15 protein-coding genes are annotated in these 16,540 nt (G+C 63.3%); 1 reads left to right on the forward strand and 14 read right to left on the reverse strand.

Features of this window, described 5'->3' with window-relative positions; all coding sequences use genetic code 11:
* Positions 1-4: 4 nt before the first annotated feature.
* From cobA to AUR04nite_RS09640, 11 genes are all read right to left on the reverse strand, one after another.
* The gene (cobA, locus tag AUR04nite_RS09590) at positions 5-784 is read right to left on the reverse strand and encodes a uroporphyrinogen-III C-methyltransferase (RefSeq protein ID WP_141364382.1); all 780 of its coding nucleotides are present in this window, start codon (positions 782-784) and stop codon (positions 5-7) included.
* The gene (locus tag AUR04nite_RS09595; protein ID WP_141364384.1) at positions 784-1,635 is read right to left on the reverse strand and encodes an ABC transporter permease; all 852 of its coding nucleotides are present in this window, start codon (positions 1,633-1,635) and stop codon (positions 784-786) included. The genes cobA and AUR04nite_RS09595 overlap by 1 nt, the downstream gene beginning before the upstream one ends.
* Positions 1,613-2,350 carry an ABC transporter ATP-binding protein gene (locus AUR04nite_RS09600; RefSeq protein ID WP_141364386.1) on the reverse strand — a complete coding sequence of 246 codons (738 nt, stop codon included), beginning with the start codon at positions 2,348-2,350 and terminating at the stop codon, positions 1,613-1,615. Before AUR04nite_RS09600 ends, AUR04nite_RS09595 begins: the two co-directional genes overlap by 23 nt.
* Positions 2,350-3,492: an ABC transporter substrate-binding protein gene (locus AUR04nite_RS09605; RefSeq protein WP_141364388.1), complete on the reverse strand. Its 1,143-nt coding sequence runs from the start codon at positions 3,490-3,492 to the stop codon at positions 2,350-2,352. Before AUR04nite_RS09605 ends, AUR04nite_RS09600 begins: the two co-directional genes overlap by 1 nt.
* The gene (locus AUR04nite_RS09610; RefSeq protein ID WP_141364391.1) at positions 3,476-4,771 is read right to left on the reverse strand and encodes a sulfate adenylyltransferase subunit 1; all 1,296 of its coding nucleotides are present in this window, start codon (positions 4,769-4,771) and stop codon (positions 3,476-3,478) included. Before AUR04nite_RS09610 ends, AUR04nite_RS09605 begins: the two co-directional genes overlap by 17 nt.
* Before the next feature lie 2 nt (positions 4,772-4,773).
* The gene (cysD, locus tag AUR04nite_RS09615) at positions 4,774-5,697 is read right to left on the reverse strand and encodes a sulfate adenylyltransferase subunit CysD (protein ID WP_141364393.1); all 924 of its coding nucleotides are present in this window, start codon (positions 5,695-5,697) and stop codon (positions 4,774-4,776) included.
* Positions 5,698-5,714: 17 nt separating this feature from the next.
* Positions 5,715-6,437, reverse strand: coding sequence for a phosphoadenylyl-sulfate reductase (locus tag AUR04nite_RS09620; protein WP_141364395.1), 723 nt, complete (start codon positions 6,435-6,437; stop codon positions 5,715-5,717).
* The gene (locus AUR04nite_RS09625) at positions 6,434-8,134 is read right to left on the reverse strand and encodes a nitrite/sulfite reductase (protein WP_141364397.1); all 1,701 of its coding nucleotides are present in this window, start codon (positions 8,132-8,134) and stop codon (positions 6,434-6,436) included. The genes AUR04nite_RS09620 and AUR04nite_RS09625 overlap by 4 nt, the downstream gene beginning before the upstream one ends.
* A 76-nt stretch (positions 8,135-8,210) precedes the next feature.
* Positions 8,211-8,936, reverse strand: a complete 726-nt coding sequence (locus tag AUR04nite_RS09630) for a sirohydrochlorin chelatase (protein ID WP_141364399.1) — start codon at positions 8,934-8,936, stop codon at positions 8,211-8,213.
* Positions 8,937-8,955: 19 nt separating this feature from the next.
* A complete protein-coding gene (locus tag AUR04nite_RS09635; protein WP_141364401.1) occupies positions 8,956-9,723 on the reverse strand; it encodes an SDR family oxidoreductase in 768 nt (255 codons plus the stop codon).
* 83 nt (positions 9,724-9,806) lie between these two features.
* Complete coding sequence (locus AUR04nite_RS09640; RefSeq protein ID WP_141364403.1) at positions 9,807-10,259, reverse strand: methyltransferase family protein; 453 nt, start codon at positions 10,257-10,259, stop codon at positions 9,807-9,809.
* Positions 10,260-10,354: 95 nt separating this feature from the next.
* On the opposite strand from AUR04nite_RS09640, the gene valS reads away from it, so the two are divergent.
* A complete protein-coding gene (valS, locus tag AUR04nite_RS09645) occupies positions 10,355-12,973 on the forward strand; it encodes a valine--tRNA ligase (protein WP_141364405.1) in 2,619 nt (872 codons plus the stop codon).
* A 242-nt stretch (positions 12,974-13,215) separates the two neighbouring features.
* Here the strand turns inward: valS and AUR04nite_RS09650 are convergent, their stop codons facing one another.
* The 3 genes from AUR04nite_RS09650 to AUR04nite_RS09660 form a co-directional block, all read right to left on the reverse strand.
* Positions 13,216-14,226 carry a trypsin-like serine peptidase gene (locus tag AUR04nite_RS09650; protein ID WP_141364407.1) on the reverse strand — a complete coding sequence of 337 codons (1,011 nt, stop codon included), beginning with the start codon at positions 14,224-14,226 and terminating at the stop codon, positions 13,216-13,218.
* 511 nt (positions 14,227-14,737) lie between these two features.
* Positions 14,738-15,715, reverse strand: a complete 978-nt coding sequence (locus AUR04nite_RS09655; protein ID WP_141364409.1) for a hypothetical protein — start codon at positions 15,713-15,715, stop codon at positions 14,738-14,740.
* 160 nt (positions 15,716-15,875) lie between these two features.
* Positions 15,876-16,484, reverse strand: a complete 609-nt coding sequence (locus AUR04nite_RS09660) for a DsbA family oxidoreductase (RefSeq protein WP_141364411.1) — start codon at positions 16,482-16,484, stop codon at positions 15,876-15,878.
* Between the last annotated feature and the right edge of the window lie 56 nt (positions 16,485-16,540).

Below are 16,540 nucleotides of genomic sequence, written 5' to 3' on the forward strand. Positions count from 1 at the left end.
TTTCTTAGTCGACGAACGTGGCCGGCGCGGTGGTCTCGGCGTTCTCTAGCGGCAGGAGGTCTACCAGTGTCTCGGAGGCTTCCGGGGCTAGCCGAACGACATCACCGATGACGATGACGGCCGGATTCGCCACTGCGGCCTTGCGGGCGCGTACTACAATCTCTTCTAGCGTACCGATAGTTGTGCGCTGCGTCTGTGAGTAACCTCGCTCAACTATCGCAATCGGCGTACTTGACGGTAAACCCCGGGTAAGCAATGTCTCAACAATTTTCGGCAAATTGCATACTCCCATGAGGATGGCCAGGGTGTGGTCCGAGCGGATCGGGACATCCGCCAGATCGGTATGACCGCTGACCACGGTGAAACCGGTGGCTACTCCGCGGTGGGTGACCGGGATGCCCGCGGCGGCCGGGACCGAGATGGAACTGGTGATGCCGGGGATGACCCGGGTGGCGATGCCGAACTTTGCGGCATAATGCATTTCCTCGCCGCCGCGGCCCAGCACAAACGGGTCCCCGCCCTTCAGGCGCACCACGTGCTTGCCCTCTAAAGCGTATTTGACCAGCAGTTCATTGATCTCGTCCTGGGTTTTGACATGGCATCCGGGTGTCTTGCCCACGTCGACTACGGTCACGTCGTCCGACAGTTCTGCCAGCAGCGCGGTAGGGCCCAAGCGGTCTGCCAGCACCACGTCCGCCGCCAGCAGCGCCTTGTAGCCGGCCACAGTGATCAGTTCCGGATCACCCGGTCCACCGCCGATGAGGGTGATGTGTCCGATAGTCATTATTTTTCTCCAGTCCGGCTCATTCCGCGGTCGCGCAGCAGTTTGCGTTCCAGCGGAGCGAAGCATAAAAGTTCAATGAGGGCGCCGACGAGCAGGATCACGAGTATGACCAGCATCACCAGCGGAAGGTCTGCCAAATCGCGTCCGCGCTGCAGCAGCGAGCCGACGCCCAGGGCCAGCGATCCGCCCACCGCAATCAGTTCGGCGGCCATGAGCGAGCGCCAAGCGAAGGCCCAGCCTTGGCGCAGGCCCGAAACGTAGCCGGGCAGAGCCGCGGGCAGCTCGACGTGCAGGATGTGTTCACGTTTGCTGGCGCCGAGCACCTTGGACAGCGCGGTGTACTGCTGCGGGATCATGTCGATGCCCGAGAGCAGGCCGTTGATGATCGACGGGATGGCGCCGAGCAGCAGCACCGTATAGATGGTCGCGTCGCTCAGTCCGAAGAGGATGATCGCCGCCGGGACCCACGCGATGGAGGGCAGCACCTGCATGGCGGAGATCAGCGGGCCCACTCCCCTGCGCAGCAGCGGCTGGTGGGCCAGCAGCAGCGCAATCGGGGTGGCGACCAGCACGGCGATCACAAAGCCGCTGACGGCGCGGAATAGCGAGGTGCCCACGGCCCCGAGCAGCGAGCCGTCGGCCAGCAGTTCGGGAAGCTTGGCCAGCACCGCACCAGGCCCCGGGAACAGGTCGGAGCGCAGCGGGCTGGCCCAGGCCAGGATCTGCCAGAGGCTGACTAGGACGACGACGGCGATCACCGGGGCAACCAGCGCGTCGAGCCGGCGCGTCGTGGCCGCGGACGGCGCCGGGGCCTGCACGCCTGGTGCTTTAAGTTCGGTCAGTGTGCTCATGCTTGCGCTGCTCCTTTCGCAGGATCGTTGTCAGTTCATTGGCCAGGTCCGCCGCCTGCGCCGGGTTGCGGCGCAGTTCGTCGGTGATGCGCCGGGTTTCCAGGATTCGGCCCGGATGGGAGGAGAGCACCAGGATGCGCCCGGCGAGCCGGATGGCCTCGCGCACGTTGTGGGTGACGAAGATGATCGTCTTGCCGGTCTGCTCCCACAGGTTGCGCAGCTCCTCATGGAGCATGTCGCGGGTGATGGCATCCAGCGCCGCGAAGGGCTCGTCCATCAGCAGCACCTGGCGGTCCTGGGCCAGCGCCCGTGCCAGGGCGACGCGCTGGCGCATGCCCCCGGAGAGCTCGTGCGGCTTCTTGTCCACCGCGTGGCTGAGCTGGACCAGTTCGAACAGCTCCCTGACCCGCTGTGCGCGCAGCGCCTTCGGGTAGTCGGCAAGCTTCAGGGCCAGCTCCACGTTCGCCCCGGCGCTCAGCCACGGCAAGAGGTTTGAATCCTGGAACATGAACGCCGCGCCGTCTTCGGGAACCTCCAGCCAGCCTGCGCTGGGGGCCAGCAGCCCGGAGATGATGTTCAGCAGCGAGGACTTGCCGCAGCCCGAGGCGCCAAGCACCGCAATGAACTCGCCGTCTTCAATCTCTGCGCTCATCCGGTCGATCACCAGACCGGTTCCCGGGTAGCTGAGCGACACTTCGTGCAGCAGCACTCCCATTAGTTCCCTCCTTCCGAGCGGATAAATGATTCGTCAACCAGGCCGGCGGTGTCCCCCGGCTCTCCGATGCCCACCGATACCGCGTTCTGCACCAGCTGGTCGAAGGTCTTGTTCAGCGGCTGCTGGTCGAAGGAGACTTCCTTCAGCGCCGAGGCGATGACCTTGTCATCCAGCGAGCTGCCGCTAGCCTGCTTCAGCGCCTTCTGCACCGCTGCCAGCCGCGTCGCATCTTCCGCTGTGTTGAGCCAGTTGATCGCCTGGGCGTTGGCGTCGACCAGCTCCTGCACGGTCTGCGGATGCTGGGCGATGAACTTCTGCGAGACCACCAGCACCGTGGTGGGGAACTTCCCCTCGTCCCACAGGGTGGATTCATCCACTAGGCGATGTGCCCCGTATTTCTGCACCAGCAGCGAGGCATGCGGTTCGGGCAGCCAGGCCCCGTCGATGGCCCCGCGGGCGAACAGCTGCGGCACGGTGCCATTGGAACTCGGGGTGACTGTCGTCTTGCCTTCCAGCCCATTGGCCTTCAGGAAGCTGCGCAGCGCAACATCCTGGGTGCCGCCGAACTGCGGGGTGGCGAGGTTGGCGCCCTCCAGCTGCTCCACCGTGGTGATGTCCTTGGTGGTGACCAGGCTGGCCCCGCCGGAGGCGACGCCGGCAACGATCTTCAGCGAGGTACCCTTGCTTGACAGGTAGCTGTTCAGCGCCGGGCTGGGGCCCAGGTAGGCGGCGTCCAGCGCACCGGAGTTCAGCGCCTCGATGGCCGCCGGGCCGGCGTTGAAGATCTGGGTTTCCAGCCCGGTGCCGCCGGCCTTGAGCTCATTGCCGAGAAAGCCTTCGGACTGCGCCACCAGCGCCGGAGCGTGGGTGACGTTGGCGAAGTAGCCCAGGCGCAGCGTGGCTGCCGGCCCCTGGTCCGCACTGGCGGTGGCTGCCTTGTTCGGCGCCGGGACAAAGGCGGTGAGCACGGCCGTCGAGGCCAGCAGGCCTGCCAGCACCAGCCCGATGGCCCGGCCCCGCCGGCTGCCGCCGGCCGCCTTGGCGCTCAACCTGATGCGACCGGCCCCCGCCGCCGCTGCGGTCTCGCCTGTCTGCTCCTGCGCCTGCGCCTGGCCGGCAGGCTTCTCAGGCCGCTTCATCATGCGCCTGGATGATGCCGGCGGCCAGCGTGCGGCCGGTCGCCGGGTCGATCAGCAGGAAGGAGCCGCCGGTGCGCGAGTCGCGGTAGTCGGCCACCGAGACGGCCGCCGAGCTGCGCACGGTGATCCGGCCCAGGTCGTTCAGGGCCAGCGTCGCGGCGGCTTCGCGGCTGTAGTCGGCCACGTTGAGCACATGCTCGATCTGCGCGACCTTGGCCGCAGCCACCTTGGCGCCGTGCTTGATCAGCACGCGTTGGCCTTCGGCGAGCTTGACCGGTGCGAGCACGCAGATATCTGCATCGAATTCGCGCACCGCTTCGGGCAGGATGCCTGCCACCACGGTGTCGCCGCGGGCGATGTCCACCTCGTCGGCCAGTTCCAGCACAATGGCCTCCCCGGCATGCGCGGTGTGCACCAGACCGGCAGGGGTGCCGATGGCCTTGACGGTGCTGTGCGCCGGGTAGCCGTTGGACAGGATCTGCACCGGGTCGCCCACCGAGAGGCTGCCGTCCACCAGGGTGCCGGCGTAGCCGCGGTAGTCGCGGTAGTATTCAGCATCCAGCCCCGGGGCCAGGCCGCCCTGCGGGCGGATCACGTACTGGACATCCAGTCGGGCGGCGCCGGCAGGCTGGGCCAGGGTGAGGTCTTCAAGTAGGCCGAGCAGCGTCGGGCCGGCATACCAGTCGGCATTTGCCGAAGGTTCCACCACATTGTCGCCGTCCAGCGCGGAGACCGGGATGACGGTGGTGGCATGCAGGTCCAGCTCGGCGGCCAGCACGTGGATCTCGGATTCGATCTGGGTGAAGCGCGCCTCGTCCCAATTGACCAGGTCCATCTTGTTCACCGCGACGATCAGCTGTGGGACCCGCAGCAGCGCCAGCACGCCCAGGTGGCGGCGGGTCTGCTCCAGCACGCCGTTGCGGGCGTCGACCAGCACGATGGCTGCATCAGCGGTGGAGGCGCCGGTGACGGTGTTGCGGGTGTACTGCACGTGGCCCGGGCAGTCGGCCAAGATGAAGGAGCGCTTTTCGGTGGAAAAGTAGCGGTAGGCCACGTCGATGGTGATGCCCTGTTCGCGTTCGGCGCGTAGGCCGTCGGTGACCAGCGCCAGATCCAGTGCCCCGGCCTCGCCGCCGAAGCCGCGTTCGGCGCTGGTGCGGGCCAGGTCGTCCAGGGAGTCGGCGAGGATCGCCTTGGCGTCGTGCAGCAGCCGTCCGACCAGGGTGGACTTGCCGTCGTCCACGGAGCCGGCGGTGGCGATGCGCAGCAGTGTGGTGCTCATGTTTAGAAGTACCCTTCGGATTTGCGGTCTTCCATGGCCGCGGCGGAAATTCGGTCGTCGGCGCGGGTGGCGCCCCGTTCGGTCAGCGTGGACACTGCCAGTTCGTCCAGAACCTTCTGGACGTCATCGGCCGCGGAGAGCACCGCGCCGGTGCAGCTGGCGTCGCCCACCGTGCGGTAGCGCACCTGCTTGATGGTGACCTGCTCGTTCGGCTCGGGCTGGCTGACCGGCGTGACCGCCCGCCACATGCCGTCGCGCTCGAAGACCTGGCGCTTGTGGGCGAAGTAGATCGGGGGCAGTTCGATATTTTCGCGCTGGATGTAGGACCAGATGTCCCGTTCGGTCCAGTTGGAGATCGGGAAGGCGCGCACATGCCAGTCAGGTTCGTGGCGGCCGTTGTACAGGTTCCAGATTTCCGGGCGCTGGTTGCGCGGGTCCCAGACGCCGAACTCGTCGCGAAGGGACAGGATGCGCTCCTTGGCGCGGGCCTTGTCCTCGTCGCGGCGGGCCCCGCCGAAGACCACGTCGAAGCCATTGGATTCGATGGTGTCCAGCAGCACGCGGGTCTGCAGCCGGTTGCGGGTGCCGTCGGGCAGTTCCTTCAGCTCGCCGCGGTCGATGTACTCCTGGACGGAGCCGACCACCAGGTTCAGCCCGTACTTCTTCACGACCGCGTCGCGGAAGTTGATGACCTCGCCGAAGTTGTGGCCGGTGTCGATGTGGACCACGGGGATCGGCACGCGGGCCGGGTAGACGGCCTTGGCCAGCAGGTGCAGGACCACTACCGAGTCCTTGCCGCCAGAGAAGAGCAGTCCGGGCTTCTCAAATTCGGCGAGCACCTCGCGGATGATGTGGATGGATTCGGCTTCCAGTGCGTCCAGGACGCTGCGCTGGGTGCCGGCTGGGGCTGGTGCAGTGACAGTCATTGAAAGGTCCTTGGGGTCTAGAGGTGGATGCCGCATTCGGTCTTGGACAGGCCTGCCCAGCGTCCGGCGCGGGGGTCTTCGCCCTCGGCCACCGGGCGGGTGCAGGGCTGGCAGCCGATGGACGGGTAGCCGTGGGCCAGCAGCATGTTCACCGGCACCTGGTGTTCGGTGGCGTAGCCGATCAGCTCGTCGAAGCTCCACGGGGCCACCGGGTTGAACTTCACCAGGCCGTGGGTTTCGTCGAAGCTCACCAGCGGGGTGTTGGTGCGGGTGGGAGCCTCGTCGCGGCGCACCCCGGTGAACCAGGCGCCGTAGCCGGCCAGGGCCTCCTTCAGCGGGTCCATCTTGCGCAGCTGGCAGCAGGCGGCGGCGTCGCGGGCAAAAAGGTCCTTGCCGAACTTCGCGTCCTGCTCCTGAACCGTCAGCTCCGGCAGGACGTTGACCACGGTGACGTCGAGATTTCTTGCCACCTCGTCGCGGGTGATCTGGGTTTCGGTGAAGTGGTAGCCGGTCTCCAAAAAGAGCACGTCCACGCCCGGCAGCTGTCCTGCGACCAGGTGCGGGAGCACCGCGTCGGCCATGGAGCAGGCCACCGCGACGTCCTTGACGTCGAAATGCTTCGCGGCGAAGGCGATCACTTCCTGCGCGCTGGCGTCCCAGCCCAGTTCCTCGGCTCCGGCCGCCGCGATGGCGCGCAGCTGGTCGGTGGTGTGTTTGGTGTAGGTGGTGTTGCCGCTCATTTCAGCAAGTCCTCCTCGACGCGGTGCGCCCAGGCGGCGAAGGATTCTCCCTCATCTGCATGCGCTGAATAGTTCTTGACCACGCGTTCCACATAGTCCGGCAGCTTGTCGGCTTCCACCTTCAGTCCGCGCACGGTGCGGCCCAGGCTTGCCTCGCCGTTCTCGAAACCTGCCAGGGTGCCGCCCAGGTGCACCTGGAATCCGGAGACCTGTTCGCCGGCGTCATTGGTGATCAGCTGGCCCTTGAAGCCCAGGTCTGCAGTCTGCACGCGGGCGCAGGAGTTCGGGCAGCCGTTGACGTGCAGCGAAAGCGCCTTGGGCAGCTTGCCCTCGTGATCTGCCAGCCGGGACTCGATCTCCTTGACCGCATCGATGGTGGTGTTCTTGGTGTCGACGATGGCCAGCTTGCAGAATTCGATGCCGGTGCAGGCAATGGCAGAGCGCTTGAGCAGGCCGGGGAAGGCTTCCAGGCCCAAGGCGCGGGCGTTGCCGACGAAGTCCTGGATCTGCGATTCGTCCAGGTCCAGGGCCAGGATCTTCTGGTGCGGGGTGGTGCGCAGGCGGTAGGAGCCGTGGGATTCGAGCAGGTCGGCCAGGGCGGTGAGCTTGGTGCCTGAAACGCGTCCAACATCCGGGGTCAGGCCGACGAAGAACTTTCCGTCCTTCTGCTCGTGCACCCCTGAGTGGTCGCCGGGTTCGGTGGGCTGCGGGCCTGGATCGATGCTCGGCAGGGCGCGGCCCAAGTATTCTTCTTCGAGAATCCGGCGGAACTTTTCGGTGCCCCAGTCGGCCAGCAGGAACTTCAGGCGGGCGCGGTTGCGCAGACGGCGGTAGCCGTAGTCGCGGAAAATGGAAGTGACGCCCTCCCACACATCTGCTGCCTCGTCCTGAGTCACAAAGACGCCCAGGCGCTCACCCAAACGCGGGTTGGAGGACAGCCCGCCGCCAACCCAGAGGTCATAGCCCGGTCCCAATTCAGGATGGACGATGCCGATCAAGGCAAAGTCGTTGATTTCATGGACCACGTCCTGGTTGGGGTGGCCAGAGATCGCCGTCTTGTATTTGCGCGGGAGGTTGGAGAACTCCGGGTTTCCGATATAGCGGCGGGAGATCTCGGCAATGACCGGGGTCGGATCGATGATCTCGTCCTTCGCGATGCCGGCCACCGGGGATCCGAGGATGACGCGGGGTACGTCGCCGCAGGCTTCGGTGGTGTGCAGGCCCACCGATTCGAGGCGCCGCCAAATTTCCGGCACGTCGACGATATCCACCCAGTGCAGCTGGACATTCTGGCGGTCGGTCAGGTCCGCGGTGTCGCGGGCGAACTCGGTGGAGATCTGGCCGATGACGCGCAGCTGTTCGGTGCTCAGGGCGCCGCCGTCGATGCGCACGCGCAGCATGAAGTAGCGGTCTTCCAGCTCTTCGGGGCTCAGCGTTGCGGTTTTGCCGCCGGGAATGCCTTGGGCGCGCTGGGTGTAGAGGCCCCACCAGCGGAAGCGTCCGTGCAGGTCTTCAGGATCAATGGAATCGAAGCCGTTGACTGCATAGATTTCTTCGATGCGTGCACGCACATTCAGGCCGTTGTCGGAGGCCTTCATTTCCTCGGTGGCATTCAGCGGGGCGGGGCCGTCGATCTTCCATTGGCCGTTGGGCTTGGCAGCTCGTTTGGGTCGAACAGGTGTGGTTGTCTGCGTCATGGCACCCAGCGTATGAACTGGACCCCGGGTGCCTGCAAGCAGGTTGTGTCACATGACCGCCGGTTGCTTTATCGGCTCATTGTTCGTCATCCAAGGTCATAAAACCTGCCTGTACCAGCGCCTTTTCAAGTCGCACGAGGAAACATTGAGCAATGGTTACGTCAGGCAACAGGGGGCTTGTCAGCGCGGCCGCCCCCGTGCTAGCCAGCTTGTCCTGGAAGTAGCCGTCGGCCAGCAGCGCGCTGACCAGCAGCACCGGAGCCTGCGCGGCGGACAGCGCCGCATCGACCCGGGGATCGGCCCCGGCGCAGTAGGCCACCGACACCTCGCCCTGCAAATCTGCGGCGATGAGACCTGCCAGTTGCCTGATCTGCTGCTGGCCTGCCTCAAGCCTGGTTCCGGCCGCGGCGAGCACCACCTGCTGGCCGTCTGCCAGCTGTGCCCGGGCCCGGGAAGCGAGCACCTGCGCCAGCTGCGGCAGGGCGCCCAGCGGGTTCGCTGCGGTGGTGTTGTCCCTTCCAGCCACCGCCCCGGCAATGTCCTGCGTGGTATGCACACCGTCGGCCACCAGCAGCGGCAGCACGATGGCAGGCTCGCCGCCCGGCAGCGCCGCAAGCACCGTCGGCAGCGCCGGTTCCTGCACATCCACATAGGCTTCATGCCAGACCAGCTGCACCGGCAGGCTGTGCCCCAGCTCTTCCAACTGGTCTCGCAGCTGGTGGATCAGCTGCTGGCCGCGCGGGTTGTCGGTGCCGTGGGATGCGGCAAGGATATGCATGCGCTGCGAGGTCTGTGGGCTCATGTCGCCTGTCCTTTGTTTGCTACTTGGCTTCACGGATGAGCTTGTGGTTCGCTGCCTGGGCCTGCGGGCGCAGCACGATCTGGTCGAAGTTCACATGATTTGGCGAACTGACCGCATAGCGGATGACTTCGGCGACGTCTTCTGCCAGCAGCGGGTCCTTCACTCCGTCATAGACCTTGTCCGCCGCATCCTGGCTGCCCAGCCGGCGCAGCGAGAATTCTTCGGTGTGCACCAGTCCCGGAAGCAGTTCCATGACGCGCACCCCGTTGCCCACTTCTTCCAGGCGCAGGGCGGCGGTCATGGCGCTCTGCGCCGCCTTGGCGGCGTTGTATCCGCTGCCGCCTTCATAGCTGGCAAGCGCTGCGGTGGAGGTGACGTTCATAACGGTGCCCTGCACCTCGCGCAGACGCGGCAGCAGCGCGCGGGTCAGCCGCATGGTGCCCATGACATTGGCCTGCCACATGAACTCCCAGTTTTCATCCACTGCATCGGCCCAGTATTCGGTACCGCGCGCACCGCCCGCCACGTTAACCAGGGTGTCGACCCCTCCGTGGGCGGCCACTGTCTGCACCAGCTCATCGACCTGTTCCTGCACGCTCACATCGGCGGCCACCGCGATGGCGCCGGTTTCGGCAGCCAGCGCTTCAAGGCGTTCGGCGCGGCGGGCCACGGCGAAGACCGTCCACCCTTCGGCGCGCAGGGCGCGGACGGTGGCCTGGCCGATGCCGCTGGAAGCACCGGTGACTAGGGCAGAACGGGTTGGGGCGAGGTTTTCAAAGTCAGTCATGCTTTAACTCTAGGACTTGCCGGCACCCGATGCGTAGCCGATGCCGGAGTCTTACCTGTGTGGCAGCCGCCGGCTGCCGGGACCTAAATCCAGCGCCGTACCCGGGCCTGGTACTGCCGGTAGCTGCCGCCGTATTTTTCTTCCAGCACGCGCTCTTCGGCGGGGATCTGCAGCCGGTCCAGCCACAGCCACGCCCCGGCCGCCGGCAGCATGGCCCGTGCGGATCCGCGCCACAGCCCGTGGGCCCCCAGCGCACCGACCATGCCCAGGTACATCGGGTTGCGCGTATAGCGGTTGGCCCCGCCGGTCACCAGCGAGCTGCTGTGCTCCGGGTGCAGCGGATTGACGCTGGTCTGCGCGGCTCGGAAAGAGGATTCAGCCCACAGCGCCAGTGCCGCGCTGGCGCCGCCGAGCAGCACCGCCGCGATTCTAGCCGCCGGTGTGCCATGGCCGCCGCGCGCGAGCAGCACCTGCACCCCGGCGGCAGCCCCGGCGATGACCGGCGGAGGGATGACCGGCGCTGTACGTGTGCTCATGGGCCGATGCTACGCCCCCGCCACGCTGATGGACAGTGCGCAAGGCAATGCACCCCGTTGTCGGCTGCGCCGATAAAACATGGAAGAATGGAAGCATGGCAGAAGAAAACTTGGGCACAGACACGCCCGCAACGGTTTCCGTTCCTGACAAGCCCGCTTTGGAAGGCTTGGAGGAACGTCTCTCGTCCCGGTGGCGCACCGAGGGCACCTATCACTTCAACGAGGACACGACCCGCGAGGCCGTCTACTCCATCGACACTCCCCCGCCAACCGCATCCGGTTCGCTGCACGTAGGACACATGTTCTCCTACACCCAGACCGACGTGTTGGCCCGCTACCAGCGCATGAATGGCAAGAACGTCTTCTACCCATTGGGGTGGGATGACAACGGCCTGCCGACCGAGCGCCGCGTGCAGAACTACTTCGGCGTCCGCTGCGACCCGACCAAGCCGTACATCGAGGGCTACCGCCCGCCGGAGAAGCCGGCCAAGAACCAGCGCGACTGGGATGTCATCAGCCGCAAGAACTTCATCGAGGTCTGCGAAGAGCTGGCAGTGGAAGACGAGAAGGTCTTCGAGCAGCTGTTCACCACTCTGGGTCTGTCGGTTGACTGGCGCATGACCTACCGCACCATCGACGACAACTCCCGCGCCGCATCACAGCGCGCCTTCCTGGACAACCTTGCCAAGGGCGACGCCTACATGGCCGAGGCTCCGACCCTGTGGGACGTCACCTTCCGCACCGCTGTGGCCCAGGCCGAGCTGGAAGACCGCGAAATGCCAGGCGCCTACTACCGCTACGCATTCACCGCTCAGGATGGCGAGCAGGTCTTCATCGAGACCACCCGCCCAGAGCTGCTCGCAGCCTGCGCCGCACTGGTAGCGCATCCGGATGACGAGCGCTACCAGCACCTGTTCGGCAAGACCGTGACCTCGCCGCTGTTCGGCGTTCCCGTCACCGTCCACCCGCACCCGCTGGCCCAGGCCGACAAGGGCTCGGGCATCGCCATGGTCTGCACCTTCGGCGATCTGACCGACGTCACCTGGTGGCGCGAACTGCAGCTGCCGACCCGCCCGATCATCGGCCGCGACGGCCGCATCCTTGCCGAGAACCCGGAGTGGATCACTACCGAGGCCGGCAAGGAAAACTACGCAAAGATCTCCGGCAAGACCGTCTTCTCCGCCAAGGAGACCATGGTCGAGCTGCTGGGCGATGCAGGCCTGCTGGACGGCGAGCCGAAGAAGATCTCCCGCCCGGTGAACTTCTTTGAAAAGGGCGACAAGCCCCTGGAAATCGTCACCTCCCGCCAGTGGTACATCCGCAACGGCGGCCGCGACGAGCAGCGCCGCGAGCAGATGATCGCCCGCGGCAAGGAAATCGACTTCCACCCGTCCTTCATGCGCTCGCGCTACGAGAACTGGGTCTCGGGTCTGAACGGCGACTGGCTGGTTTCCCGCCAGCGCTTCTTCGGCGTTCCGGTGCCCGTTTGGTACCAGGTCGACGAACACGGCGAGCCAAACTACGACGCACCGATCCTTCCTGAGATCTCCCAGCTGCCGGTAGACCCTGCCGCGGACGCGCCAAACGGCTACACCGAAGAGCAGCGCGGCGCGGCCGGCGGCTTCATCGGCGACGCCGACGTGCTGGACACCTGGGCCACCAGCTCGCTTACCCCGCAGATCGTGGGACGCTGGGGACGGGACGACGAGTTCTTCTCCAAGGTCTACCCCTTCGACCTGCGCCCGCAGGGCCACGATATCATCCGCACCTGGCTGTTCTCCACCGCTGTCCGCGCAGATTCCCTGCATGACAGCGCACCGTGGAAGCACGCTGCGATTTCCGGCTGGATCCTGGATCCAGACCGCAAGAAGATGTCAAAGTCCAAGGGCAACGTCGTGGTTCCCAACGACGTGCTGGACCAGTTCGGCGCCGACGCGGTGCGCTACTGGGCCGCCAGCGCCAAGCTGGGCGCCGACACCGCCTACGAAGTGAACCAGATGAAGATCGGCCGCCGCTTGGCCATCAAGATCCTGAACGCTTCGAAGTTCGTGCTGAACCTGGGCGCCACCGAAGCCAACGTGCTGACCGACGACGCCGCGGTGGTCATCAACGGCCTTGACCACTCGCTGCTCACCCGCCTGTCCACCGTGATCGAGGACGCCCAGCGCGCCTTCGAGAACTACGACTACGCTCGGGCGCTGGACATCACCGAGTCCTTCTTCTGGTCCTTCACCGACGACTATGTCGAACTGGTCAAGGACCGCGCCTACGGCGGACACGGCGAAGCACAGCAGGCAAGCGTCTTAGCCACCTTGGCCACCACGCTGGATTCGGTGCTGCGCTTGTTCGCTCCGTTCCTGCCTTTCGCCACCGAAGAAGTCTGGGGCTGGTGGCGCACCGGTTCGGTGCATCTGGCACCATGGCCAAGCACCGCGCATCTGGCCGCCGCTGTTGCCGGCGCCGACGCGCAGGTCCTGCCAACCGTGGGCCATGCGCTCTCGGGCATCCGCAAGGCCAAGTCTGATGCAAAGGTCAAGCAGCGCACCGAGGTGCTCTCCGGCGAGATCCATGCGCCGGCTGCAGTGATCGAGCAGCTTGAAGCAGGCTTCGAAGACTTGAAGTCGGCTGCCAATGCCCGCGAACTGACCCTGGTTGCCGCTGACGGCGAGCTGACTGTGGCCAACATCGAGCTGGCTCCGGCAGAAGAAGCCTAAGCGCAAAATTGGCTGCGACCCTCATTGAGGGTCGCAGCCAATTTTTGGTTTCGGGGCTGCTTTGGTTCAGTCGTTGATTCGCCGGCCATTCTCAGTGATTCGAAGCTTCGCTGGGCTGGCAGCTTCTTGTCGAGCAACTGTGAAATAAGCGATCTGTGAGGAAACACTCATGGCCATTTTATGTACTTCGGCGGCCGGTTGTTCGTTCTTCGGCTGATTCATTCGGTTCCCCCGATGCGTAATTAGTTCTGAGCTTCCTGGTAGGCCTGTTCGATGACGCTGCCCCAGTATGGGCCGAACATGGTATTGCGAACGGAACCGTAGCCGAAGCTGTTGACCGAATTCTGGAATCCATCCGAACCAGTGCCCAAGAACCATGGGCCTCCGGAGGATCCGCCGGTCATGTCGCAGCTGATGCCTTGGGACATGCTCTGCCCATAAGGATCGTCAGATGCTGATCCACTGCAAGATTCCAAGTTCTGTCCGTTGAATGGCGATGCCGCCGGGTAGCCGAATGCCGTGTAGAACTCGCCTCGGGGCTGGTTGAATGCGACACCAGATCCGCCGACCTGGTCCGTCAGGCTGATGCCACTCTGATCGGAGACAACCGCAAAGGCTGTGTCGTAGGTGATGTCGCCGCCGGAAGTCCACTCGGTTGGAGCAACAAGTTCTGTCGCTGCAAATGTTCCATAGGGTGCGTTGCCGTTGTCATAGGCTGGTACGAACACCCACTTGGTAGCGAATGCGCCCGGGCCCTCGTTGACGCAGTGTCCCGCAGTGGAAACCGTTGATTCGTTGGCCGACACGACAGCATTACCGGAGCAAACATAGTCCGCTCCCCCGAGTGTGAAAAAGACCTTTCCGATATGCGAAACTGTTGGCTCCGAGGTTGGCTTAGCAGGCTTGCCCTTGAGGATTTGCTTTCCACTGGAAACCGACCGCGAAGCTGATTCGCCCTTGATCTTTGCTGGCTTGCCTGCGGCCACATTTGACGCTGAACCAGTTTTGCCCGCGATCAGGGAATCAGCGCTCTTGGCGCCTTCCATGCGTTCAGGAGTCCAGTACTCAATGGCATCCTGGCCAACGCTCTGCGATATCTTCTTCGAGTTGATATCTTGATTATCGACGCCCGGGGCCGCGACGGCCATCGGGGTCGTGCACAACGCCATCGCTCCGGCAAGCACTGCCGCACCTGCCAGTTTTCTGCGGAGCTTACCTGTGGACTTGATTCCAATAAAGGAACGGTCTTGCACGATTTCTCTCCTTGTCCAGTGGCTTCATTGCCACCATCGATCAAGTGCGCTCAGCACTCGTGAGAGATAGTCAAACACACACTTCAAGCTTTCGCTAGAGAAATTTTAGGAAGCCCAACGCCAGACGGACGGCGCAATTAGTCGCAGGTTATGAAGTAAATCATCTGGTCCAGTGAGGTGTATGCGAGACTAATTCGACCAGTGGTACACCCAGAGAGCAGGTATGAAAGTGCCACGCTGCATACGATTCCTTGCATCTGTCGAAGTATCACAGTTTGACAACAAACAGGTTTGGTCAACCATTTCGGTGGCGAGTTCCGAAAAATTCTGAAAGGAATCAAGTCTTAAACGACCGCTTCGCAGTTGGTCGCGTTCCGTGCTTCGGCCAAAAAATTTCTAACCGGACCCGATGGAATTTCATTCCGTTACTCCATGACGAGTTGCCCGAGCACGTTGAATCGCCAGTCACAAAATCGCCAGCCTCAACACAGTGAAGGCTGGCGATCTCATCTCAGTGATTACTTCGAACAGGACTCTCGACGACGAATTCTCGATTCATGGCTTGTCGCTTCCTCAGCATCTGTGAAATCGGCCAAGAGGCTAAACCTAGTATCAACGAAATCACTGCTGTGGTTGTCAACACCCCGACTAGACTTCCTACCAGCTGGTAGTACACCGACTCCGCGACTTCGTGACGCAAACCTGCAAATAGTACGCCACGCGAATAATCGAATAGGAACGTATTCATGATCAGTGCGCTCAACCCAAGCCCTATGCCAAGGACCATCAACGCACTGGTAAGGAATTTCGATTCCAGCAATATGCCAGCAGCGATCAATGCCGCGGACACATAAATCATCCATGGCCCGAAAGTGGTGGTCACGTTATATAAGGTCTGCACAGCCGGCAATGCGTCACTTTGAATGATCCTTAGATCCCAGTGTGGATCTATGTTCAGCATATTGACGATGCCTGGAATTCCGAGCTGCGTGAGTGGCGTTGAGATCTCGTCCAGAATCGAGCCGAGTTGGAAACTGAGAACGCCACCGTCCTCAAGTCTCACACTTCTGCTTTGGTCGCTGAGTACTGAGATAGTTTTCGCGTGGCTCGTCCGCACAGACTCTTCCCAGAGTGAAGCAAACTGTTCCGAACGAATGACGTTCGAAACTCCTCGGTTGATCAGCTCGTCTGACTTTTCTGCTAGGTGCTGCGGAGAAAGAGCATCTGGCAGCCACGAACTGCCGGGAATAGATTCGATAGCTTTCTCGATCTGAAGGCTCTCCGAAATTGAACCCGTGATCATATTCGCTACGTCATCTTGCAAGCCCTGATTGCTGGCTAATGGTTTCATCAACGCCGTGAACCCATTCGTATCGGTCAGGTTTTTAGTCGCCCACAGCCCGGTAATGGACAAGGGTGCCAGCACAATGCCGATGGTCAAGCAGAGAATTGCAGCGATAGAGCGAAAGCGTGAAAATGGTGAGGCCAACGGATTCCTTCCAACCTGCCATGCAGGAAAACTGTTATGGATTGACCATAACAAAGGAAACTGGCGACTACCGGCTAAAATTCCACTGCTGAATGTGAGAATTCCCGTTAAAGAAATGAGGACGTTTCCACAACGGAAACGTCCTCGAAAGCGTTACGGATTACTCGAAGGTCGGGCTCTCTGTACGCGAACGCTTGAGTTCGAAGAAGTAGGGGAAGGATGCCAGGGTCGCTGCAGCGTCGAACATCTTGCCTGCGTCTTCACCACGTGGAATGCGGGTAATCACTGGGCCGAAGAAGGCAACGCCGTCAACGGCTACGATTGGCGTCCCGACATCCTGGCCGACCTTCGAGATGCCTACCTCGTGGCTGGCATGCAGTGCTTCGTCGTTGGCGTCGGTGTGCGCGGCTTCGGCCAGCTCCGCCGGCAGGCCGGTCTTTTCCAGTGCCTTGGCGATAACTTCGTCGCGGTCGCTGATCTTCTCGTAGTGGAAGAGCTCCCCCATGGCCGTGTATAGCGCGTCGATGACTTCGCTGCCGTGTTCCTGTGCAGCCTTGATGATGACCCGCACCGGGCCCCAAGAAGAATCCATCTTCTCGCGGTAGTCCACTGGAAGGTCGCGGCCCTCGTTGAGTACCGACAAGCTCATAACGTGCCATTCGACGTCAATGTCGCGGACCTTCTGGACTTCCTTGATCCAGCGGCTTGTTGCCCAAGCAAAGGGACAGATGGGATCGAACCAGAAGTCAACATGCCGACGCTCGGCCATAAATTACCAACTTTCGTAAATAATCATCGCCGGCGTGCATCGTCAGCGACACAAAT

It is taken from the genome of Glutamicibacter uratoxydans (genome assembly GCF_006539925.1).
In the GTDB taxonomy this organism is placed as follows: Bacteria; Actinomycetota; Actinomycetes; order Actinomycetales; family Micrococcaceae; genus Glutamicibacter; species Glutamicibacter uratoxydans.